Annotated in this window: 25 protein-coding genes; 15 read left to right on the top strand and 10 right to left on the bottom strand. The window is 66.2% G+C overall.

Annotated elements, in window-relative coordinates; all coding sequences use genetic code 11:
• Window positions 1-66 precede the first annotated feature (66 nt).
• The 13 genes from AB0N02_RS42735 to AB0N02_RS42675 all read left to right on the top strand — a co-directional run bounded on the left by AB0N02_RS42735 (window position 67) and on the right by AB0N02_RS42675 (window position 9,544).
• Window positions 67-312, top strand: coding sequence for a hypothetical protein (locus tag AB0N02_RS42735; protein ID WP_363959729.1), 246 nt, complete (start codon window positions 67-69; stop codon window positions 310-312).
• Window positions 299-757, top strand: coding sequence for a hypothetical protein (locus tag AB0N02_RS42730; RefSeq protein WP_363959727.1), 459 nt, complete (start codon window positions 299-301; stop codon window positions 755-757). Before AB0N02_RS42735 ends, AB0N02_RS42730 begins: the two co-directional genes overlap by 14 nt.
• Before the next feature lie 75 nt (window positions 758-832).
• The gene (locus tag AB0N02_RS42725; protein WP_363959724.1) at window positions 833-1,312 is read left to right on the top strand and encodes a hypothetical protein; all 480 of its coding nucleotides are present in this window, start codon (window positions 833-835) and stop codon (window positions 1,310-1,312) included.
• On the top strand, window positions 1,312-2,016 hold the full coding sequence (locus AB0N02_RS42720) for a hypothetical protein (protein ID WP_363959722.1): 705 nt from the start codon (window positions 1,312-1,314) through the stop codon (window positions 2,014-2,016). The genes AB0N02_RS42725 and AB0N02_RS42720 overlap by 1 nt, the downstream gene beginning before the upstream one ends.
• A gap of 12 nt (window positions 2,017-2,028) precedes the next feature.
• Window positions 2,029-3,108, top strand: coding sequence for a hypothetical protein (locus AB0N02_RS42715; RefSeq protein ID WP_363959719.1), 1,080 nt, complete (start codon window positions 2,029-2,031; stop codon window positions 3,106-3,108).
• 39 nt (window positions 3,109-3,147) lie between these two features.
• Window positions 3,148-5,007 carry a hypothetical protein gene (locus tag AB0N02_RS42710; RefSeq protein WP_363959716.1) on the top strand — a complete coding sequence of 620 codons (1,860 nt, stop codon included), beginning with the start codon at window positions 3,148-3,150 and terminating at the stop codon, window positions 5,005-5,007.
• On the top strand, window positions 5,000-5,395 hold the full coding sequence (locus AB0N02_RS42705) for a hypothetical protein (protein ID WP_363959713.1): 396 nt from the start codon (window positions 5,000-5,002) through the stop codon (window positions 5,393-5,395). The genes AB0N02_RS42710 and AB0N02_RS42705 overlap by 8 nt, the downstream gene beginning before the upstream one ends.
• Before the next feature lie 67 nt (window positions 5,396-5,462).
• Complete coding sequence (locus AB0N02_RS42700) at window positions 5,463-5,894, top strand: hypothetical protein (protein ID WP_363959710.1); 432 nt, start codon at window positions 5,463-5,465, stop codon at window positions 5,892-5,894.
• Window positions 5,895-5,959: 65 nt separating this feature from the next.
• Window positions 5,960-6,415: a hypothetical protein gene (locus AB0N02_RS42695; protein ID WP_363959707.1), complete on the top strand. Its 456-nt coding sequence runs from the start codon at window positions 5,960-5,962 to the stop codon at window positions 6,413-6,415.
• Entirely contained in the window at window positions 6,412-7,191 is a 780-nt protein-coding gene (locus AB0N02_RS42690; protein ID WP_363959704.1) for a peptidoglycan-binding domain-containing protein, read from the top strand. Before AB0N02_RS42695 ends, AB0N02_RS42690 begins: the two co-directional genes overlap by 4 nt.
• A gap of 122 nt (window positions 7,192-7,313) precedes the next feature.
• Window positions 7,314-7,898 (top strand): hypothetical protein, encoded by a 585-nt coding sequence (locus AB0N02_RS42685; RefSeq protein WP_363959701.1) that lies wholly within the window; start codon window positions 7,314-7,316, stop codon window positions 7,896-7,898.
• A gap of 2 nt (window positions 7,899-7,900) precedes the next feature.
• A complete protein-coding gene (locus tag AB0N02_RS42680) occupies window positions 7,901-8,263 on the top strand; it encodes a hypothetical protein (RefSeq protein WP_363959698.1) in 363 nt (120 codons plus the stop codon).
• Window positions 8,264-9,013: 750 nt separating this feature from the next.
• Window positions 9,014-9,544: a hypothetical protein gene (locus AB0N02_RS42675; RefSeq protein WP_363959695.1), complete on the top strand. Its 531-nt coding sequence runs from the start codon at window positions 9,014-9,016 to the stop codon at window positions 9,542-9,544.
• 795 nt (window positions 9,545-10,339) lie between these two features.
• Here the strand turns inward: AB0N02_RS42675 and AB0N02_RS42670 are convergent.
• Both AB0N02_RS42670 and AB0N02_RS42665 read right to left on the bottom strand, forming a co-directional pair.
• Window positions 10,340-11,206 carry an aminoglycoside phosphotransferase family protein gene (locus tag AB0N02_RS42670; protein ID WP_363959692.1) on the bottom strand — a complete coding sequence of 289 codons (867 nt, stop codon included), beginning with the start codon at window positions 11,204-11,206 and terminating at the stop codon, window positions 10,340-10,342.
• The gene (locus AB0N02_RS42665) at window positions 11,181-11,645 is read right to left on the bottom strand and encodes a hypothetical protein (RefSeq protein ID WP_363959689.1); all 465 of its coding nucleotides are present in this window, start codon (window positions 11,643-11,645) and stop codon (window positions 11,181-11,183) included. Before AB0N02_RS42665 ends, AB0N02_RS42670 begins: the two co-directional genes overlap by 26 nt.
• A gap of 203 nt (window positions 11,646-11,848) precedes the next feature.
• On the opposite strand from AB0N02_RS42665, the gene AB0N02_RS42660 reads away from it, so the two are divergent.
• Together AB0N02_RS42660 and AB0N02_RS42655 are read left to right on the top strand one after the other, a co-directional pair.
• Entirely contained in the window at window positions 11,849-13,258 is a 1,410-nt protein-coding gene (locus tag AB0N02_RS42660) for a helix-turn-helix transcriptional regulator (protein WP_363959686.1), read from the top strand.
• 93 nt (window positions 13,259-13,351) lie between these two features.
• Entirely contained in the window at window positions 13,352-13,621 is a 270-nt protein-coding gene (locus tag AB0N02_RS42655; RefSeq protein WP_363959683.1) for a hypothetical protein, read from the top strand.
• Window positions 13,622-13,688: 67 nt separating this feature from the next.
• Here AB0N02_RS42655 and AB0N02_RS42650 read toward each other — a convergent pair whose 3' ends face one another.
• The 8 genes from AB0N02_RS42650 to AB0N02_RS42615 form a co-directional block, all read right to left on the bottom strand.
• A complete protein-coding gene (locus AB0N02_RS42650) occupies window positions 13,689-15,449 on the bottom strand; it encodes an RNA-binding domain-containing protein (protein ID WP_363959680.1) in 1,761 nt (586 codons plus the stop codon).
• A gap of 192 nt (window positions 15,450-15,641) precedes the next feature.
• Window positions 15,642-15,839, bottom strand: a complete 198-nt coding sequence (locus tag AB0N02_RS42645) for a hypothetical protein (protein ID WP_363959678.1) — start codon at window positions 15,837-15,839, stop codon at window positions 15,642-15,644.
• Window positions 15,840-15,884: 45 nt separating this feature from the next.
• Window positions 15,885-16,118 (bottom strand): hypothetical protein, encoded by a 234-nt coding sequence (locus AB0N02_RS42640; RefSeq protein WP_363959675.1) that lies wholly within the window; start codon window positions 16,116-16,118, stop codon window positions 15,885-15,887.
• Entirely contained in the window at window positions 16,115-16,405 is a 291-nt protein-coding gene (locus AB0N02_RS42635; protein ID WP_363959673.1) for a hypothetical protein, read from the bottom strand. The genes AB0N02_RS42640 and AB0N02_RS42635 overlap by 4 nt, the downstream gene beginning before the upstream one ends.
• A 100-nt stretch (window positions 16,406-16,505) precedes the next feature.
• Window positions 16,506-16,751 carry a type II toxin-antitoxin system HicB family antitoxin gene (locus AB0N02_RS42630; protein WP_363959670.1) on the bottom strand — a complete coding sequence of 82 codons (246 nt, stop codon included), beginning with the start codon at window positions 16,749-16,751 and terminating at the stop codon, window positions 16,506-16,508.
• A gap of 20 nt (window positions 16,752-16,771) precedes the next feature.
• Window positions 16,772-16,987, bottom strand: coding sequence for a type II toxin-antitoxin system HicA family toxin (locus tag AB0N02_RS42625; protein WP_363959667.1), 216 nt, complete (start codon window positions 16,985-16,987; stop codon window positions 16,772-16,774).
• A 534-nt stretch (window positions 16,988-17,521) separates the two neighbouring features.
• Window positions 17,522-18,526 carry a SpoIIE family protein phosphatase gene (locus AB0N02_RS42620; RefSeq protein ID WP_363959664.1) on the bottom strand — a complete coding sequence of 335 codons (1,005 nt, stop codon included), beginning with the start codon at window positions 18,524-18,526 and terminating at the stop codon, window positions 17,522-17,524.
• Between the two features lie 104 nt (window positions 18,527-18,630).
• Window positions 18,631-19,272: DNA translocase FtsK (locus AB0N02_RS42615; protein WP_363959661.1), on the bottom strand; the 642-nt coding region annotated here is incomplete at its 5' end.

The following is a 19,272-nucleotide window of genomic DNA, read 5'->3' as shown; positions in this document are numbered from 1 at the left end:
ATTGGGGCGATCGGTAGCCGAGGGGCCTGATTTCCAACCTTTGACGTGATAGGAGGCGGCTTCGGCGTGCCCGAGTATGACCCGTCCCAGTGGCCGTCGTACGGCGCATATTTGAGGGACAAACACATCCAAACCCGCCCGGAGGGGTGGACATACGCCACTCACGACCAGCGCACCCAGGGCCAGCGCGATGACGGCGTGCGATGGCAGCGGACCCGCGACCAGCTCGGCCACGACACCACCGAGCATTTCGACGGCCGTCGTGACGTACGCATCAATCTCGGACTGAGGGGCGCCGATGGCAGTCAGTGATGGCTGGTTCGTGGACACATTCGTCAAAGCACTGGCGAACACGATTGCGCTGGATTTGTCGTCGGCGTCCGGCTTCAAAATCGCAATGTTCACCAACTCGGTGGTGCCGAACTTTTCGCAAACGAACCCCGCTTACGGGTCGTCGCCGTGGGATGCGAACGAAGTCTCCGGAACTGGTTATTCCGCCGGTGGGGCGACGCTCTCGGTCACGTCGTTCGCCGAGCTGGTATCGACGCCAGGTAAGGCGGGCTGGAAGTTGGGCACGGTGAGCTGGGCGGACTCCACTATCACTGGCGCTCAGGGTGGCCTCATCTACGCAACCGGCTTATCGAACCGGTGTGTTCTGCTGCGCAACTTTGGGCAACCGTACGCCACGCAAGGCGGCCTGTTCGAGATCACGTTCCATTCGGACGGTGTATGGCGCCAAGGGCTAGTGAGCTCCTAGCAAGCGCCCGCCGTTCTTTTCTGCTCCGCCGACCCGGTGGGGCTTTTTTTATGCCTCGAAACGGAGTAGTGGCGCATGGCTAAAAGTGGCTACGTTACCTCGACGGAGGGTGCGGTTTCCCTGTCGGCGGCGACCGCGAAGTCCATCATCGGCGTCAAGTCGGGCGCCACCACCGCCAATCATGGCGTTGATCTCAAAAAGTGGCGGGTGTCCTTCGATGGTGTGAGCGCCTCCGCGGTTCCCGTGCTTGTCGAGGTCTGTTTGGCGACGTTCGCCACTAACGCTCCCGGTACGAACAGTACGAGCACCACCATTGACCAGGCATACGGGCGCCACGCGTCCACCGGTTTCAGCGCGGCGAAGGGCTGGACCACCGAGCCGACGGTGCTCACGCCGCTGGAGGAGCTGCTCCTCACCCCGAACGGCGGCACCATCTTCTACGACTATCCGTTGGGTGAGTCGCCCGACTCCGCCTTGGGAGAGGGTTTCGTCGTCCGCTGCACTGCCCCCGCCACGGTCAATGTGCGCGCCACCGTCTGGTTCGAGCGGGTCTGATGGCGGTATCACTACGCGCGGTCTCCTCCAACGCGTCCATTGCAGAAGGGGCGGACACCTGCGCAAAGCCCACAGGCACCGCAGCAGGAGATCTCCTGCTGGCGTTTCAAAGCGCTGACCTTGGCACGCTGGCCCAAATCGGCACGCCGACCGGTGGAACGACCTGGCAGCTGCTTGCCTCCCGCGCGTCTGGTACGGACGCGGATCTCAAAACGAAGATCTGGTGGAAGATCGCCGGGTCTTCGGAGCCCGCCACCTACGGGTTCACCTGGTCGAGTATTAGCTATGCGTGCATCGCGATTGCCGCGCTTCAGGGAGCCGGCACTTCGACGCCCGTAGTGGCGCAGACCGGTAACGACGTGGCTGACACGACCGTGCCGACTCCGTCGGGAACACCGACCGGTAGTGACGATCTCGAACTGCGGTGGGGGGCAGCGTCTGCGCTGGGCTTGGACATACCCGGGTGGACGCCTCCAGCGACCTACACCAAGCAGGTCGACATCACAGCGGGCGAATACCCCACCGTCAGCTTGGCAACCAAGGTATTGACGTCGTCGGCCGCGACCGGCTCGTTGAACTTCGCCACGTCGTCTTCGGTGTCGTATCGCCACGGCTTCACGGTTGATGTGGCGTCGGCGATCTCTCCGGCGCCGAGGGCACCGGTTGTCATGTCTCAGGCAGCCATCCGCGCATCTCGCTGGTAAGGGGGAGAGCGCGTGGCTCGTATCGGGCGTGGTCACCCCAATCGGCCAGTCGTCGTCAGGCAACCAAGGTTCTTCGATGCACACGCCCCGCTGGACGTCTTCGAGACGGTCGCCGAGTGGCCTGCCCTGTCGATCTTCACGCCGGGCATCACAATCCCCCTCAGCGTCTTCGAGACGGTCGCGGAGTGGCCGTCCCTGCTCGTCCGCCAAGACGTCAACCTCGCTCTCGGCGTCTTCGAGACGGTCGCCGAGTGGCCTCAGATCACGGTCACCACGCCGATCCTGCCCGGCGACCTCATCACCGGTGACTGTCAGGTCGAATGGGGCCGACTGCTACTTGGCGGGTTCGGCAACGTCTACCAGGTGCTCGACCCTGGCGTAGAAGGCTGGGACGACCTTCCGGAGCTGGACTCTGGCAACGCGCCACGGTCCGCCCGTCATGGCTCCTGGTCGGGCCGGGACTACGCGCAGGAACGTACGGTGTCGGCGACTATCGCGATCGACGGACCATTGGATTCCACAGCGTTCGTGCTGGCCATGAGGAACTTCCGCCGCGCTTTCGGAGTCAGTGAGGATGGTTCCGAGCAGACACTGACGATCCGCACCCGCGGGGAGACGCTGCTGGCCTACGCCAAAGCTCAGGCCCGGGTGATGCCGACGGCCCTGTATACGCAGGGCTGGACCGCGGTGAATGTGCGGTGGGTCTGCTCCGACCCGCGGCGCTACGACCTTCAGCAGCAATCCGTCACCGTCAGCCCAGGCGGTGCAGCCAACTGCACCAATGACGGCGACGTATCGACCTCGCCCAGAATCAAAATCTTCGGCCCGGTCGCCAACCCGGTGATCGAGAACACCAGCCTCGGCCGGATCCTGCGATTCAACGTCAATGTCCCCAGCGGTCAGATGCTCGACGTCGACACCAACAAGGGCACCGTGCTCCTCGATGGTGAGGATGCCATGGACACGCTGTCGCAGCTGGCGGTGCCGGTTGAGGAATGGGTGCTGGCCGCAGGCACCAACACCATTTCCTACACCGTGACGTCCGGCGGAACTGGCGGTATCGAGATCCAGTTCCGTAGCGCCTACCTGTAACCCCTGTAGCTGCATCGACCTACCCGAGGGGAGGCCGATGTGGCACCCACCATCCGCTCTGTCTCCACCGTGGTGTTCGACGGGCCGTCATCCACCATCGGCCGCCCTGAAGCTGCTGCGACTGGCGATCTACTGCTGCTGATCCACTCGGCGGACAACGGGACCTTGGCCGACATGCAGGTCTCGGGGAGCTGGCAGGTCGCCGGTACTGCGGGCGGTTCGGTCGGCAACTGGGCCGGCACGAAGGTCTGGCAGAAGATCGTCACTGCTGGCGATCCCGACACCTACACGATCAGCCAGGGCGCCACAGCCGACGGTGTGGCCGTCATGGTGGCCATCAGCGGCGCCACCACCGGCCTGGTGATCGAGAACATCAGCCGGCAGTCACAGACGATCTCCATCATGACGCCCGCGGCCACCCCGCCTGCGATTGGGTGCCTGGAGCTGCGGTGGGCCGCCGGCGTGCGGTTCGCCTCGACGGCCATCACGTGGTTCACGCCGGGCGAGTACGACGAGATCACCACACTGCAGTCCCGCACTCACGCCACAGGCGCGCTGGTCGCACGAGGCCTAACCAATAACGCACCGGTCGGCGCGGCCGAGTTCCTCACCTCACTGGGCCTGAATGTGTGGAACGGCGTCACGATTCTGGTGCCGCCGCCCTCGGGTGGCGGGCCTGGGGGAGAGCCGCCTCCTCCGACATCGCCGCCGCCGACGATCCCCGCGATCCCGTCGAGTGAGCGTGTCGTTCACTATGTCTACGAGTTCTGCGACCTGCTGACGGATGCTCTGATCTGCAAGGACCTCGACCTGTACGAGGTGTCCTATGACCGGCGGATCATCGAGGCCGGAACGTTCTCGGCGACCTTGAAGATCGTCGATGAGGCGACCGCAGTGAAGGTCGCCCGCATCGTCCCCCGCCACCCCGACGACCTGTCCACAGGGCCCGGCAGGACGATCGCGCATGTCTACCGCAACGGCGTCATATGGGGGAGCTACGTCATTTGGCGGGCCTCGGTCAGCCGTTCGGGGCGTAGCGAGCCGATCCAGGTCCGGATCGAGGGCGCGTCCCTGGAGTCCTACCTGAAGCAGGTCAAGATCCGCACGGACCTGTCCTACGACGGCGTCGACCAGCTCGACATCGCTCGGGGCCTGCTGACAACCATGCAGGCGACGCCCCGCTACGACATCGGGCTGATCCTGCAGGGCGGGGCATCCAGCGCTACAGCCTCGGTTGAATACCTCGCCTCGGAGGCCAGCACCTACGGTGACCGCCTTGCCGAACTGGCGAGTGCCGACGACGGGTTCGAGTGGGCTGTTCAGACGATCGATAATGACGACGGCACACGCAGCCGGTACTGGGTGTGGGGCTACCCCACGCTCGGCACCACCTCCGCGCACGTGTTCACCGAGCCCGGCAACGTCCTGTCTTGGTCAGAAGACATCGACGCGCTACGAGGCGGCACCACCTTCCAGGTCCGCGGCCAGGCGAACAACGCCGATGCGAGCACGTCGAGTGAGCCGCTGGTCTCTGAAGTGGTCTTGGCTCAGGCGCATCTCACCGCTGGCTGGCCCGGCATTGATGTCACCGCCGACCAGTCAGGCTTGTCCGATGGGGACGCGCTGACCCGGTACGCCACATGGTGGGCATCGCGCCGTTCGGGCGCCGTCCGCGTACACGAGGTCACTGTTCGGCTGCCGGCGGCCACGACGTTCGGGCCAGGCAACTTGGGCGACTGGGTGACGGTCATGCTGGTCAACCCTTGGTGGCCGATTACGAACGGTGTCGCGTCGTTCTCGAAATCGTGGCGCGTCGTCGGAATGGCCTTCAAGCCGCCCGCGAAGGGCTCCGGCCAGGAGGAATGCACGCTGACGCTGGAGGAGGAGGCTGATGCCTGAGTATCGCGACGACATTCTGGCGGAGATCGGCACGATGAAACGGCAGATCGCTGAGGCGTTCGGTACCGGCCAGCAGCGTGTGCCGATCACCGAGGCATCCGCCGGGTGGTTCATGCCGAACCGGACCGAGCCGCCTGCTCCGCTCTCTGGTGTGCATATCTACGCCTCCGGAGGTGAATTCCGCGTCAAGACGTCCTCTGGCGTGGTGCGAGGCATCATCCCGCCTCAGGGGACGGCGGTTGCCAACCCGGCCGTGGTGTTACACAACCCGCCGGCGAGCTACACGCAGGCGCAGATCCAGGAGATCGTCAACACCCTCGACTCGGTCAGCACCCAGTTCCTCGCGCTGCTGACGTCCCTGCGGAACGCAGGGATCATCTCCACCTAAGCCTCCCTGCCCCTGACCAGTCTTTCGCCGTCTCTGTAGCCCATGCCGCCTGCTCTGGAGCCACCTAATGCGACCTGCCTGGATGCGCCACCTGCGGCACCGAATCGGCATCCGCGGAGAATTCCTTCTCGCTCTCGCCTTGCTCGACGTCTGCCAGTGTGTCCGCCTGTGCTGGCCATCCCCAGATACTGCAGCCTCTCCCACCAGCCAGTTCCTCTCCTCGTTGCTGCCGTTGCCTGTATGGGGCGCGGCCTGGGGTGTTGTCGGCGTCCTGTGTCTGGTGCAGGCGTTTCAGTGCCGGGACGGCTGGGCGTTCGCCGCCGCCTCGTCCCTGAAAGTCAGCTGGGCGCTCGCTAACGGCGCCGCTTGGGCGTGGGGTGTGCCGCAAGCCTGGTGGTCGGTGATCATCTGGCTGGCGTTCGCCCGCGTCGTGCACATTCTTGCCAAAGTTCCTGATCAACCCGCTGTTTCCTCGACTTCGACTGGTGGTGCCCCCTGAACGCTCACGTCCCACTGCTACTGACCAATCCCGGAGCTTGGGCGGCCGGCGACACGGTCGCGATCGTGGTGGCGGTACTCGCACTGATCAGTGCGGTAGCGACAGGAGTGCTGGCCGGCCGGGCATCGGTGAAAGCCAACAAAGTCACGGCGCAGTCGAACGAGCGGGTCGCCGAGCAGGCCGCGGCGGCGGAACGGGCCCGGGTGGAGTCGGAGGCGTTTGGGCGAGCCAAGGAGATTTACGACCACGCGATCACCGAACTGCGTGAAGAGCTGGAGCGGATCCGCACCCAGTACGAGCGCACGCAGGAGCAGGTCGACATGATCTCGCAGAAGCTTTTGGCGGAGCGGACGTCGTCGCAGGAAGTGCGCGACCAGCTGTATCGGGCGCAGCGGGAGCTGAACGAGATGAGCTCCCGTATCGCGTACATGGAGCGGGTGATCACGAACCTTCGGCAGCAGTTGTTGGCCGCCGGACTGGAGCCCGCAGAACACATCATCCACGGAGGGAGCTCCCCATGAGAATGATGCAAGCCCGCCATTTCCATGAGGGGCGGATCGCGTCGATCCGGCTGATCGTCATGCACAGCATGGAGTGGGCCGAGAAGGGCACCACGGCAGAGGATTGCGCGAGGATGTTCGCCACGATGGGGCGTGAAGCGTCCGCCCACGTGTGTGTCGACAACGACAGCGTGGTGCGATGCGTGAAGGACTGCGATACCGCTTGGGCGGCGCCAGGAGCCAACGCCGATGGCCTTCAGATGGAGCTGGCAGGCTTCGCGCGGCAGAGGCGAGACGACTGGCTTGACGCGTACTCGAAGGACGTGTTGAGGCAGGCCGCGGCGGTCGCTGCCGGGTGGGCGAAGCTGTACAAGATCCCGATCCGGCATCTGTCCAGAGCCGAACTGAAGGCAGGTAAGAAGGGCTTCACCAGCCACATGGATGTGTCGGCCGTGTACAAACGGTCCGATCACGGTGACCCGGGCGTCGGCTTCCCCTGGGACGTGTTCCTCTCCATGGTGAAGGACGTTCTGTCCGGTGAGGACGACGGCGACGACGAGATCGTGGTGCCCAAGTGGACCCGCCCGCTCTCGACTCCTCCAACAACCAAGGGCACGGACGTCCGTGTCTGGCAGAGGCAGATGCGCAAACGCGGTTGGAACATCACCGTGGACGGCTGGTACGGGCCCGCCGACCAGGAGATCTGCAAGAAGTTCCAGTGCGAGAAGGGGCTCCCGGCCACGGGCATCGTGGATGCGAAGACCTGGGCTGCCGCATGGACCGAGCCCATCACCTGAGTGATCTTGGTGTTGCGAAACCGCCGATATTATCAGCGCTTTTTCACATAGCCCCTGACCTGCACGGTCGGGGCTATTTCATGCCCGCATCCGGGCGCCTACCCACTTCCTGGAGGTCGCCCATGCCCTCACCCGACCGCGCGTTCGAGGCGCGGCGAACAGCCCTGCATGCCGCGGCGGTCCTTCACGGTCCGCTGGTGCTGCAGCCAGGCATACCCCGAGACGACACCGCCCGCCAGGCGCAGAAAGACATCCGCGCTCTGGCGGACCAGCTCGCCGCGTACGTGCTCGGCGCCGCTCACATCTCACTCGTTCCTGGCCCGGTCCTCGATGAGGCAACGGGCCTGCCATCCAGCACCACCCAGCAGAAAGGCGACAAGATGCAGATCAACACCGGTCAGAAGTTCAGTATCAAGGTCACCGCGAAGGACGCCGCCGGCTACCCGACCGCCGCGGACTTCCAGCTGTCTGTCGACAACCCTGACGTTGTCTCCCTCACCCAGGACGAGGACGGCACCTGGTGGGTCATCTCCGGTGCGCCCGGCGAGTCCGTGGTGACCGGCACTGTCCAGCAAGGTGAGGGCCAGGAGCCGCTCACCGCTCGCCTCGTGGTCGACGTCGTCCCGGCCGGCGCTGCCACGGTCGAGTTCGAGGTCGGAGACATCGTCGAGGAGAACGCCGCGTCGACGCCGGGTGAGGGCCAGTAATCGTGGACCAGCAGGAATTGACTGGCGAGCCCGCTCTGTGGGCGAGCCTTATCGCGTCAGGCATCCAGCTCGCCGCCGCGTTTTGGTTGCCGTGGTCGGATGCTCAGATCGCTGTGGTCAACGCTGCGGTGTTGGCTGCGGCCGGCGTGTGGGTGGCGTTCACCACCCGCAGTATTGACAATGGCGGCTCGATCAAGGCCGCGATTCTCGGTTTCGCCCAGGCAGCGATTTCGCTGGCGACGACGTTCGGCTGGGACGCGACTCCCGAGCAGTCGGCATCGCTGATGACGTTCATTGGTTTGGCGGTCGCGGTGTTCATCCGGCAGACGTCAAGGCCGAAGAATGCGTACGATCTGGCGGCCTGATCGGCAGTAGCATCGGGGCATACCTCGCGTCTGGTGAGGAGCGGCCGGAGTGATCACCGGTCGTCGCCCGACGGCAGGACCCTCAACGGCGGCTTGGCTGCAGGCAAGCTGCTCACGAGACCTGGCCCGCGAACCCGTGGGGGAATGGGCTCCCCACGCTAAGCCTCCCGCCTCTGCCGCAGGAGACTGCGGACCCGCCCCGGGGCGGTATAGCGACGGTTAAGGAAGACCCCCTCATCGTCACCATGCTGACGTGAGGGGGTCTTCAGCTCCCGTTCCCGGCACGTTCACGGGCACTACTTTGGTGTTACCTCCGAGGGGTCCGGAATGCCAGGCTTCCCGCCGAAACAGACCTTTTTGCTATGGCCGTAATCGGTGCTGTGGAGCAGTGATGGGGGCGCTATGGCTCGCATGCTCGGCCGCCAGGTTTGGTACGGCGTTCCCTGCTCCTGCTGCAACGGGCCGCGGTCAGTGAAGCAGGAACGCCTCCGGGAGAAACGGGCACTGGCCCGCGAGCTACGGCCCGAGGGCGAGTTGGTCGCACCTACCGACGATCTCAGCGACTGCAGGCACGGCTGTAACGGCGACTGTCTGACCGTGGGCGGCCCGCACGAGTGTGGGTACGTCTGCCATCCGGGGCGGCTGGACGGGAGCTTGATAACCCCCCGTGCCGGTGAACTGAACTAATCAACTAAGCGCCCTACCTGCCCATCTGGGCCGGTAGGGCGCTTTCTCTATCTAGGAGTGTCCTTGCGTAAGGCTGCTGCCGCCCTCGCGGCTGCTGCTCTGGTCCTCGCCGTCGGCGGTACGGCTACCGCCTCCGCTGCCGGCCCTGACGCCTACGACGTCTGCGTCAACAAGACGTCCGGCGTCCCGCGGTTCGTCAGCTCGACGAAGGCGTGCAAGGCGGCCGAGAAGCGGGTCCGTCTGACTAACGAGGACGAGCGGGAGCGAGGTATCGCCTCACAAGGGCCGCAGGGGGAGCGCGGCCCACAGGGACTCAAGGGTGACGTCGGCCCGGTCGGTTCTCAGGGGCCTGTTGGTCCTCGCGGGCCTCGGGGCCTGCCTGGAGTCAAGGGGGAGCCCGGCCCGGCGGGTAAGGATGGAGCGCCCGGCAAGGACGGTGTCGACGGCAAGGGGCTCGACACGTTCGTCCTGGACCTGCAGGGCGCGCAGTCCCTGTGCTCGTGGGACGGCACCTTGAAGGGCTACCCGCGGTTGAAGTGCCGGCTCGGTGTACCGGCTCCCACGGCGAGCCCGGCGCCGTCGACTACTCCGTAAGCGTGCGGCGAAGAGGCCATTGCTACGCTCGGGAGTGTGGGGTCCTGGACGTGCGGACTCACAACTGGGACCCCACGCTTTTGGTCGGCTGAAGGTTTCGGCTAGCCGGGTGTCGGGGCAGGGTGTATCGGGTGTGAAGGCCCCAGAAATGAAGCGGCATTTTCCATCACAGACTGTCCGGGATCTTGCTAAACCGGGCGCCTGAACGGTGTTACCGCCATACTCTGGGGCCTCGTGTCACGGGTGCATCGGGGTCATCGGAAGATGGCCCAGGCCGCGGCTGCAACCGCGATTAGGATGCACGCGCGGATGGTTCGAGCGTTACTTTCCACGGTGTGCTGGACCATCCGCGCCACCTCCCCCACCCAGGTGAGGGCCTCCGACTCGGGCGAGGGAGGCGGGGAGCGGTCCGCGCCCTCGGGGGCCGGCGGATCGGCCGGTGCTGTCATGGCGTTGCTTCCTTCCTGTGTTGGTTGACTCCCCAGACATGGAGAAAGGCTCGCGCAGACCTCCTGATGCGCGCAGTGGAGGATTCTGCAGCGAGCCACGTCGACTTCGGTCCTTTTGCGCATGAGCGCGCTGACGCAGGAGGGATGCGTCGTCGCATGCGGGTCCGGGTGCCGGAGTCTGCTGGGACACACTCAACAGCCCTTTACTCACGGTCCGCAACCGGTTCCGCACACTCCATCATTTCGCACGAAAACCATCGAGCGTCAGCCAGCCGTGCGACCCAAACACGCGAGCGCCCCGTCGTCCTCCTTGCGGAGGGCGGCGGGGCTTTCGTCGTGTCCGGGCTCAGGTGGTGCGGTACTCCACCCATGCCCGGCAGGCTGCGGCAGTCTGGAGCCGTTTCACCTGCAGAGACGCGGGCCCGATCTCAGCCATGCGCGCTGAGAACAGGCCTCGAACGGTGGCCAGCGAGGTGACCGCGTCTGGCGGCGCCGTGCTCCAGGCGGGCACTCGATCGGCGGCCTGCTCTGCCTGGGCGGGTGTGTGGCCAGCGTCGATCAGGCGGGGGATCAGCAGGGCGACGTCGACCCAGGCGGCGCCCATGCTGGCCATCGACCAGTCGACGATCCGCACCTGTTCGCCGTAGGCGAGAAGGTTGTCGGCGTGAAGGTCCGCGTGCAGCAGCGTGGTCCCGCTGAAGTCGTCGAGGTTCAGGGCCTTGATGAGCGGCTCGTAGGCGGTGTCTGCGGGTGAGGCGGCCACCTGCTCCTCGGCTACGCGGAGGAGTCCGCGGATCTTGCCGGCCACGGGCGGGGCGGGCCACGAGCACGGCACCCCGAGGGCGGCGACGGCGTCCAGTACAGCGGGCAGATCGGGTGAGTGCGGGGCGAGGTCGGCGGGGCGGCCGGGGACGTGCTCGAAGAGGAGGACATGCCAGCCAGCGACATCCGCCGTCCACAGCAGGCGCGGCGCCGGGAGGTCCGCGGGCAGGGCGTGGTTGGCGGCGCGCTCGCTCAGTAGATGGTGGGCGACTGGCGCGCGGGCGGGGGCCGCCTTCACGAAGAAGACGGCCCCCTGGGTGGTGATGGTGGCGGCGACGCCGGAGGTCAGGCCGATCGGCGCTGACCGGACACCGGTGACGGCACCGATCTGCTCCTGGATCGCCTCGTGGGCCTGCCCGGGCAGGTCAGCCCAGCTTCTTCGGGCTGTCATAGCAGCCCGCGTGGCATTGATTGCACTTGCTGGTGCATTCGGCCCCCTTCGGCCATAGGGCCGGGTCGACGCGGTAGCCGGCCGCGGTCATGGCCTCGATCGTAGCCGCCAGGCTGGGGCTGGTCCCGGCTTCTCCGGGGATGTCGTCGGGGGTGTGGTGGATGAAGCGGCCCGCGACCCGGTCGCAGAAGTCGGCGTAGTCGGCGGTGTAGAGGATCAGCGTGTGCCACCCGATGTCGACCAGGTCGCTGGGGCCGAGGGCGGCGCCGGGGTTGGCGGCGCAGGTGGCCAAGAACGCGAGCGCCTGCTCCATGATGGGCTCGGCGATGTCGGCGTGCTCGGGGTGGTCGATGCGGATCCGCGTGGTGAGCCGGTCGAACAGCTCGGGCGCGATGAGGGTGCGCGGGCTGGCGGTGGGGCGGTCGACGGTGATGGTCATTCGATCCTCCGTGACGGTCCTGGCCCCCTTTCGGCGGGGGCTCGCGCTTCCACAGTGGCTGCGGCGAGGCGTCGGCGTCATTGCCGGTGTAGTGGCTGGTCATTGATGGCCGGTGTCAATCACAACCGCATGTCCTGCACGGTAAGTAGTGCTTCCGTTACGGTGCACCTGTCGGCGTGGACACCACGCGGAGGTGCACCCTCATGGGGCAGATCACCAGGTCAAGGCGGGCACAGATCCAACGCGAGGCGATGGGTATCCGCGCCCGCGGCCAGCGCGACGGCTTCCCGCCGGCGCGGATCGTCACCGCCCTGCGCAGCATCTTCCCGGAAGTGTCGGCGCTGGAGGCCTGGCGGCTGGCGCTCGGCTGGTCCCGCGCCCAGGCCGTCGGCCAGGTCGCTGACCTGTACCTCGCTGACGGGCTGAAACCTCCCAGCCTGTCGGAGGCGATGCTGTGCCGGTGGGAGCACGGCCCCGGCCGGCCAGGCCCGGAGTATGCCGTCATGCTGGCCCGCGCCTACCGGACGAGCGTGCAGGAGCTAGGTCTGGCGCGTCGGTGCATGTGCGGGGGCGGAGGCGCTGGGTACGGTCAGGCCGGGGCCCACGCTGGGTGGGTGCCGGTCCTGCTGTCAGGAGTAGAGCTCATGACCACAGCCAGTGGACTGCCCGCCCTCCGCGAGTCGCTGCGCCTGGCCCTGCTGGACGCACCCCACGGCAGCACGGCGGTGGTGGAGCTCGCCGAGGCGGCCGTCGAGCACTACGCCCTGACCTACTCCCGCCACGCCCCCGCAACGTTGTTCGACGAGGTGCACGCCGTCCGCGCCCTGCTCGTCGACGCCCTATCCACTCCGGCCGACGTCGCCGTCGGCGCTGGGCTACGCCGGGCCGCCGGATGGTTGTCGGCGCTGCTGGGCAACCTGGCATTTCACCTCGATGACCACGCCGGTGCTCGCGCCCACCTGGCTGTGGCGACCTCTCTCGGGGAACGCGTCGGGGAGGCCCGGCTGACGGCGTGGGGTCACGGCGCGCAGAGCATGGTGGCCCGGGCCCGCGGTGATCTGGCCGGCGCCTTGGCCGCTGCCGAAGCGGGGCTGGTGCACGCTTCGGGACCGTTGGTGAGGGCGCAGCTGCTGGCGTGGGCGATGCTGCCCACGCTCGCCCAGCTCGGCCGGGCCCAGGAGGCGGAGCAGGCGTTCGCGCAGGCCGTGGCGGCGTTCGATGCTGCTTCTGGCGGGGCGCCGGGCCGGTTCGGGTTCGACGATGCCGAGTTGGCGCTGCACGAGGCTGACGCATGGCTGGCGCTCGGCCGCCAGGCGCGGGCGATCGCCCGGGCGGAGGCGTCGGCTGGCGCGTGTGTTCCGTACACCCCGGGCTGGGCCGCCGCGGTGCTCGTGCTCGCCCGGGCCGAGGCGCCCGTTCGGGCGGGTGACGCCGCCGCCCGGGCACTGGAGGTGCTGGAGCGGATTCCCGCTGACCGGCTGCGCTCGACGTCCCATGTCCGGTTGTGCGCTCTGGCGGCCGAGGTCGATGGCGTCGATACCGCGGCGGTAAGGGACCTGCTGGAACGTGTGCAGGCGCTGCCGCCCGTTGATACACACGGCCGTACCGCCTGATCTTTACCTGGCCTGCCGGGGGCCCAGAGCTTTGCCACTGGGGGTGGGCCGTAGGATCGCCGCCGTACCACGCACCATCCGGGGAGATGCACCATGGCCGACGACGAGTTCCCGCCCGACCTGCTCGGCGCGCAGCGTACCTACTGGGCGGCGGACGCCCGGGTGCAGGAGGTCACCGACGCGCTGCCGTCGGCCCAGGAGGTCCTTGAGGGGGCCATGACCGACGAGCAGCGCGAGGAACTGGCTCAGGTGCGGGAGGCTCGGTTGCAGGCGTTGGAGGCGCTGAACCGGCACCCGTGGTGGAAGGACGCGGGGGACCGGTACGCCGCGCAGAAGGCGCTGCGGCAGGCCGCTGGCGCGTAAGCCAACGCCTGCCCGCTCGATGTCGCCAGCGAGCCGCCATACCCTGTGGTCATGGGCGATCGTGCATCTAAAACAGCAGATCGTCGTTCGGAGGCAACTCTTTCGCCTTACGGGCTGCTTTTGGTCGAGTCTTCTTCGCGGGAAAGGCTGGGCCCGGACCATATCGGACAGCGGTCCCCCTTGTCTGTTCGGAGATCCGGGTAATGAGCTCGCGACCCACGAGATCTCGTAGTATGTCTCGCGCTGGATAAACGTCCACATCGAAAAGTCGTTGGATGGTGCGGCTGTTCACCTCTCCGTAGTCCCGGATGTGCTCGATAACTTTCCGATCAATTTCATCGATCGCCCTACTGTGGTAGGAAACAGCGGCCCCAAGTCGAGCGACCACCTCGCCGCGTAGGCGGTACGAGGGAAAAGTACGGCGCGTTGTGCCCCGTGTGGGCTCAAGGATATCCACCGGGCTGGTCGATAGCCGCAGCAGGCTTGCCTGCGCCTCGTCGGCGGAGCGTTGGATGATGGGGGCAATCTCATGGGCGTCGACTGTGCGTTTACGACAGAGGGTCCGGATTATCAGAAGAGCATCAGTGTCCTCCTGCTCTTCGGTCGGAAGTGTCGCTAGGAAGCGGGCAATCTTCGTGTTAGGTGGTTGTCCACGAAACGCGACTGTCACTTGGTCGCGGTCTTCTGTGATGACAGGTGCATCGCGACCCGACTTGATCATCTCCCTGTACATGCGGTCGACTCCCTGGCCTACCTCTTCCGCCAGTCCTAGCAGACGGAAGGCTGCGGCAAGGGTGGGATACCTGGCGCGAGAGCCTGTGGTCAAAATGTTGTTAACCGTGATTCCGTTAACCAGTGGGCCGGGGGACGTTATGCGCAAGTACTCGACAGAATGGTCTATCTGGATGGGGGAGCGAAGGCGCCAATCCCCGTGTATGAAAGCGTTGGCGATAGCCTCGCGTACGGCGGCGGACGGATAGTCTTCGATTTGGATTTGCTGTCCGTCGACCAGGGTTACTGGTGTAATGCCCTGCCTTGCCCGAATAGACTGCAAGACTTCCTCGAAAGCCAGTACCATGGGGGACTGCATGCGGACAATCGCGTCTGCTTCTCCGGCCTGTGTTCGGCGATGCTGATAAACCGCGAGCTCTGGAGAGGTGGACGTGGATTCCTCGCAGAGCAAGATCTCGCCAGCGCGGTTCAGCAGGCCGTCGTCTGTGACGACCTTCAGGGCGCGCAGGAGATCAATATCGGATAGGCGGCCGTAAGACTGGCGTTTCACGTCCGAGGAATTCTGTAGTAGGCGTCGACAATAACGAAGTGCCAGCGGATCTATATCTTCAATTGTGCGTCCACTTGATGTTGCCGACCAGTCAATTCCGCGTCGCTCTTCGGTGAGACGGCTGATGTCGAGTGGGCGCATTGGAATGCATTGATCATTGATTCGCTGGTATGCGTACCCTTTTGTTGTGGAATAGACGTCCAAGCCTGCGGGGACGTTGATCACCAACAGTCTTGCGCCCGCGAAGTCAAGAGCACTCACCTCAACCAGCAGGTTCGGACTCGTGAGCTGATGAATCCTTCCCCGCAGTACTCCTGCGTCGAGCTCACACCCTACGAAAGCTTCAGGCCCCGCTTTGGAGTCCACAACCCCCACAACGACGAAGCCTCCGCTCGCGTTGGCAAAGCAGACTGCCGCTTCAGCCAAATCGCTGCATGCCTCCTTGAAATCAGGCTTGGCCTCCTTGAAGTCCAGCTTCTCGCTCTCGCACTTGCGCGCCGCCGTGCCCGAAGCAACGGCTTCAAGGGCGCGGAGAACGATGTCCATCGTTTGAGGCTCCTTTGGGTGAAGTGACACAGTGCAGGCTATCCCCAAAGGAAGCTCAAAGCGAGCAGGTGGGCGGGTGTGAGAAAGCTGATGTCGTAGGCGCACAGATGCGGTGAGGCAACCTAGCGGAGGTGAGTGGCGGTCACGGTGCCGATGCATCTTGCCGTGTGGAGCATGCAGCTCGCCATGTGGCTATGGGCGATCGTGGATGTCTGACTGCGCGTGAATTTTGATCTTTCTGCGCGGTTGCTGCTCGCGCAGCGCGGGCACCCGCATGATGGCCTCCGCCTCCTCCTGTGTCCCGCCGCCGGCGAGGCAGAGCCGGGCCCGTGCGGCGTCGTGGTCGAGGCGGGTGGTGGCGGCGGTCATGGCGCCGAGTTCGGGGTCCATGCCGTTCATGGTGGCGCGGCCGGGTGATCGTGCGCAGGCGGAGCGTCAGTTGATCTCGCGCATCTGAATGAGCTGCCCAATCGGGGAGCGCAGGGCCACCCGCATGTCCTGCACACGTCTGCCGAGCTGTTCGGCGGCTGTGGATGCCGCTTCCAGGCCAGGACGGAATGCTTCGGCGAACGCGGCGGCGATCACCGCAGGGTCGGGGAGTCTCGGCGGTTCGGCGGTCCACACCATGGCGTCGTCGCTGCCGTGCCAGGTGATGACGTCGTCGCTCACAGCAGCCCATCCAGGGTGTCCATCACGGTGGTGGGGTCGGGTTTCAGGTCCGGCCGTAGCCATTCGGCGATCTGGTCATGGGGCAGGTGCTCGGCTTGTCGGACGTCGTGGCTGTGCGCCCCACACAGGTCGATCATTTCGCCGGGTTTCCAGTCTCGGCCCGCGAGACGGCCGTACTCGCGGACCATGAAGGCTTCGACCGCGCGGGTTCCGCAGCCGGGCACTACGCAGTCGTGTATCTCGTCGCGGCGTCGGCGCTCGATGCGTTGAGCGTCGCTGATTGGCATGGCGTCTCCTCGGGCTGTTGTGGTCAGGGTACGGGGCGGAGGCCGGGGCAGGCGGACAGTACGAAGCCCCCGCCGATGTCGACGGGGGCTCCGGAATGTCTTAGGAGCAGATCGCGAAGCGCTGCTCTCGCGCGTGGACCTTGATGGACTCGGACTGCTGAAGCTCGACTTCCACGCGCACGGTGTCACTCGACAGGTACAGGCCGATCGCCTCAGAGAGGTTCGACCACAGCTCTTCGATGCTGTCGCCTGATGCGAAGCAGCCGGGAAGCTCTTCGACCTCCGCCCAGTAGCTGTCGTCCTCCTCGTGGACCTGGATGGTGTAGGTCTCGGTGTGTTCGTCCATGGCTGGCGTCATGTGGAGCTTCACCGTCCCTTCAGTCCTGCCTGTCGGAGTATCGCATCCGTGAGCGAGGGCGAGTAGTCCCGCCCACCGTGCATGGGGAGGGTGATCGGTCGGTGGCCGTCTTTCTCCATCTTGACTGTATGTTTCCCGCCCAGGGTCTCAACCCACCCAGCCGCTTCCAGCAGCTTCTTTGCCTTCCGCTGATTTAGAACGCGCGGAAGCCCATCATTGGCCACAAGCACTCCTCTTGCGATTGCGACGCCGATTTGGATTCCCGCCCGCGATGAGGGTAGATGATCGGGTGTGCCAGGCAGGGGTGAATGAGGAGCATTCACGTCAGCGGGCACAGAAGGTTGGAGTCACAACCTCGCGATTTGTGCTGAGCTGGAATCTATGCCGCTCATGCCAGCGCGGCTGGGTGATCGTGCGTAGGTAGACAGCAGGACGCCCCCGCCTCCAGTGGGCGCGGAGGACGGGGGCGTTCTGTCGGCAGGGTGGCAGACCGTTGGTCACGGGTCGTAGAAGTCCAGCGGGTCGTCAACGTCGAGGTCCTCGACGGGGGGTAGCGCGGGCTTTTCTGATGGCGCGTGATCGTCGTCCGGGTCGTACGGGGTGGTCATCGCTACCTCCTCGGGGCGGGCGTTCGATGGTGGTCCCAGTGTGGGGGAAGCGGGCGCGACCCGCCCTGCTACCTGGGTTTTTGTCAGGTTTCTGTCTGCTTCTGGTGGCCGGGCGGAGCGCAGGGCGATCACGGGGCGCCGTGGTGTCGGTCAGTCGTAGAGGTAGACCTTGAGGTGACGGCGGCCGAGGCGCCGCGCCACCTCCACAGTCCCACGCCCCTGCAGCACGGTGCCGTCGGGCAGTTCCAGCCGTACCTGCTGGCCTCGCCCTACTCGGGGGTCGCCGTTCGTGATCCACCCCCATGCCTGACGGCACCCGGGTGACGGTATGCCGATCTGGCTGTCTGTCCATAGCTCAGTCACCCGGCCGGCGCCGTCGATGAGGCGGCCGACTCCCATCTGATCTGCGGGCATGATGACGGTCTCCTGCCGCTGGGAAGCCGGAAGTTCAGCCGCCAGGCCGTGTCTGAGGACCACCACGGTGGCGTCGTCCCGGTAGCCGTCCTTGTCGGGCTGGGCGGCGACGACGAGGGCGTCAGCCAGGGCCTGAGGGGTGTCGGCGTGCTCGCGCACCAGTGCTTCCAGCGTCGCGGGTTCGACCTGGTCGTGGACGCCGTCGCTTGTGAGAAGAACGAGTAGGGGAGCCTCAACCCACGCCTGTGCCACCGTGGACACGGCAGCGGTGGCCACGGTGGTGGTGACCCACTGCGCGGCCCGCTGGGTGATCTCGCCGTCGTAGCCGCACATCCTCAGCTGCTCGGCCAGGTTGTGGTCAACTGTGAGGTGCTGCAGCTGCCCATCGATCAGGGCGTAGGCGCGGCAGTCGCCCACCCAGGCGATGCGGACCCGATCGTCGCCTGCCTCCACGGTCGCTACTACGGCGACGGCGTCCGGGTCGGGCTCGTCGTCGGCGCGGGGTTCGGTGATCTGGTCGGTGGCGGTGAGCAGGCCGGCCAGGGGACCGCGGTGCCGAGCGGCGGCGCGGGCGGCCACCCGGGCGAGGAGTGTGGCCTCCTCGGCCACCTCGTTGGAGTGGCCGATGCCGTCGATCAGGGCGGCGGCTACGGTGCCGTCAGCCTGGTGGACGACGGCGGCGGCGTCGCCGCTGGGGGTGACTGTGCCTGGTCGGGTGGCTGTGGCGGTGGTCCACGTCATGGGGTGGTCCTTTCAGGGGTGGGGTGAGCGTACGGCGGGCCGGTGACAGCCCGCCGGTTACCAGGTCTTGTCGTCTCCGGTGCCGTCGCAGGGCGGGTAGTCGATCACGAGGTCACACCGCTTCGCAGGTCCGCCAGAAGGCCGGGAAGCTCGTCGGGCTTGACCATCACCTCGCGTGCCTTCGACCCCTCGCTCGGCCCGACGACGTTCCTGCTCTCCAGCAGGTCCATCAGGCGTCCCGCCTTGGCGAAGCCGACCCGCAGCTTGCGCTGGAGCATCGAGGTCGAGCCGAACTGGGTGGTCACGATCAGCTCGGCCGCCTGGACGAGCAGGTCGAGGTCGTCGCCGATCTCCTCTGCGGGCTGTTTCACGCCCCGGTCGGGGACGAAGATGGGCGACTGTCCGGGGCTGATCTGCTTCTTGCAGTGCGTCACGATCGCCTCGATCTCCTTGTCGGAGACGAAGGCGTTTTGCAGCCGGCTCGGTTCGGAGGCACCCATCGGCAGGAACAGTGCGTCGCCTTGGCCGACGAGCTTCTCGGCACCTGGCCGGTCGAGGATGACGCGGGAGTCGGTCAGCGAGGAGGTGGCGAAGGCGAGCCGGGAGGGCACGTTGGCCTTGATCAGGCCGGTGACCACGTCGACCGAGGGACGCTGGGTGGCGATCACCAGGTGGATGCCCGCGGCGCGGGCGAGCTGGGTGATGCGGACGATGGAGTCCTCGACGTCACGCGGGGCGACCATCAT

Source organism: Streptosporangium sp. NPDC051022, assembly GCF_040683035.1.
Classification (GTDB): domain Bacteria; phylum Actinomycetota; class Actinomycetes; order Streptosporangiales; family Streptosporangiaceae; genus Streptosporangium.
Note: the sequence above shows the minus strand (reverse complement) of the source record. Positions and strands in the feature narration are given on the sequence as shown.

What these genes read in the sequence shown, in the direction of transcription:
- AB0N02_RS42730 (WP_363959727.1), top strand. Translation starts at nt 299, where the DNA reads ATGGCAGTCAGTGATGGCTGGTTCGTGGACACATTCGTCAAAGCACTG.
- AB0N02_RS42725 (WP_363959724.1), top strand. Translation starts at nt 833, where the DNA reads ATGGCTAAAAGTGGCTACGTTACCTCGACGGAGGGTGCGGTTTCCCTG.
- AB0N02_RS42720 (WP_363959722.1), top strand. Translation starts at nt 1,312, where the DNA reads ATGGCGGTATCACTACGCGCGGTCTCCTCCAACGCGTCCATTGCAGAA.
- AB0N02_RS42705 (WP_363959713.1), top strand. Translation starts at nt 5,000, where the DNA reads ATGCCTGAGTATCGCGACGACATTCTGGCGGAGATCGGCACGATGAAA.
- AB0N02_RS42700 (WP_363959710.1), top strand. Translation starts at nt 5,463, where the DNA reads ATGCGACCTGCCTGGATGCGCCACCTGCGGCACCGAATCGGCATCCGC.
- AB0N02_RS42690 (WP_363959704.1), top strand. Translation starts at nt 6,412, where the DNA reads ATGAGAATGATGCAAGCCCGCCATTTCCATGAGGGGCGGATCGCGTCG.
- AB0N02_RS42685 (WP_363959701.1), top strand. Translation starts at nt 7,314, where the DNA reads ATGCCCTCACCCGACCGCGCGTTCGAGGCGCGGCGAACAGCCCTGCAT.
- AB0N02_RS42670 (WP_363959692.1), bottom strand. Translation starts at nt 11,206, where the DNA reads ATGACAGCCCGAAGAAGCTGGGCTGACCTGCCCGGGCAGGCCCACGAG.
- AB0N02_RS42665 (WP_363959689.1), bottom strand. Translation starts at nt 11,645, where the DNA reads ATGACCATCACCGTCGACCGCCCCACCGCCAGCCCGCGCACCCTCATC.
- AB0N02_RS42660 (WP_363959686.1), top strand. Translation starts at nt 11,849, where the DNA reads ATGGGGCAGATCACCAGGTCAAGGCGGGCACAGATCCAACGCGAGGCG.
- AB0N02_RS42655 (WP_363959683.1), top strand. Translation starts at nt 13,352, where the DNA reads ATGGCCGACGACGAGTTCCCGCCCGACCTGCTCGGCGCGCAGCGTACC.
- AB0N02_RS42650 (WP_363959680.1), bottom strand. Translation starts at nt 15,449, where the DNA reads ATGGACATCGTTCTCCGCGCCCTTGAAGCCGTTGCTTCGGGCACGGCG.
- AB0N02_RS42645 (WP_363959678.1), bottom strand. Translation starts at nt 15,839, where the DNA reads ATGGACCCCGAACTCGGCGCCATGACCGCCGCCACCACCCGCCTCGAC.
- AB0N02_RS42635 (WP_363959673.1), bottom strand. Translation starts at nt 16,405, where the DNA reads ATGCCAATCAGCGACGCTCAACGCATCGAGCGCCGACGCCGCGACGAG.
- AB0N02_RS42630 (WP_363959670.1), bottom strand. Translation starts at nt 16,751, where the DNA reads ATGGACGAACACACCGAGACCTACACCATCCAGGTCCACGAGGAGGAC.
- AB0N02_RS42620 (WP_363959664.1), bottom strand. Translation starts at nt 18,526, where the DNA reads ATGACGTGGACCACCGCCACAGCCACCCGACCAGGCACAGTCACCCCC.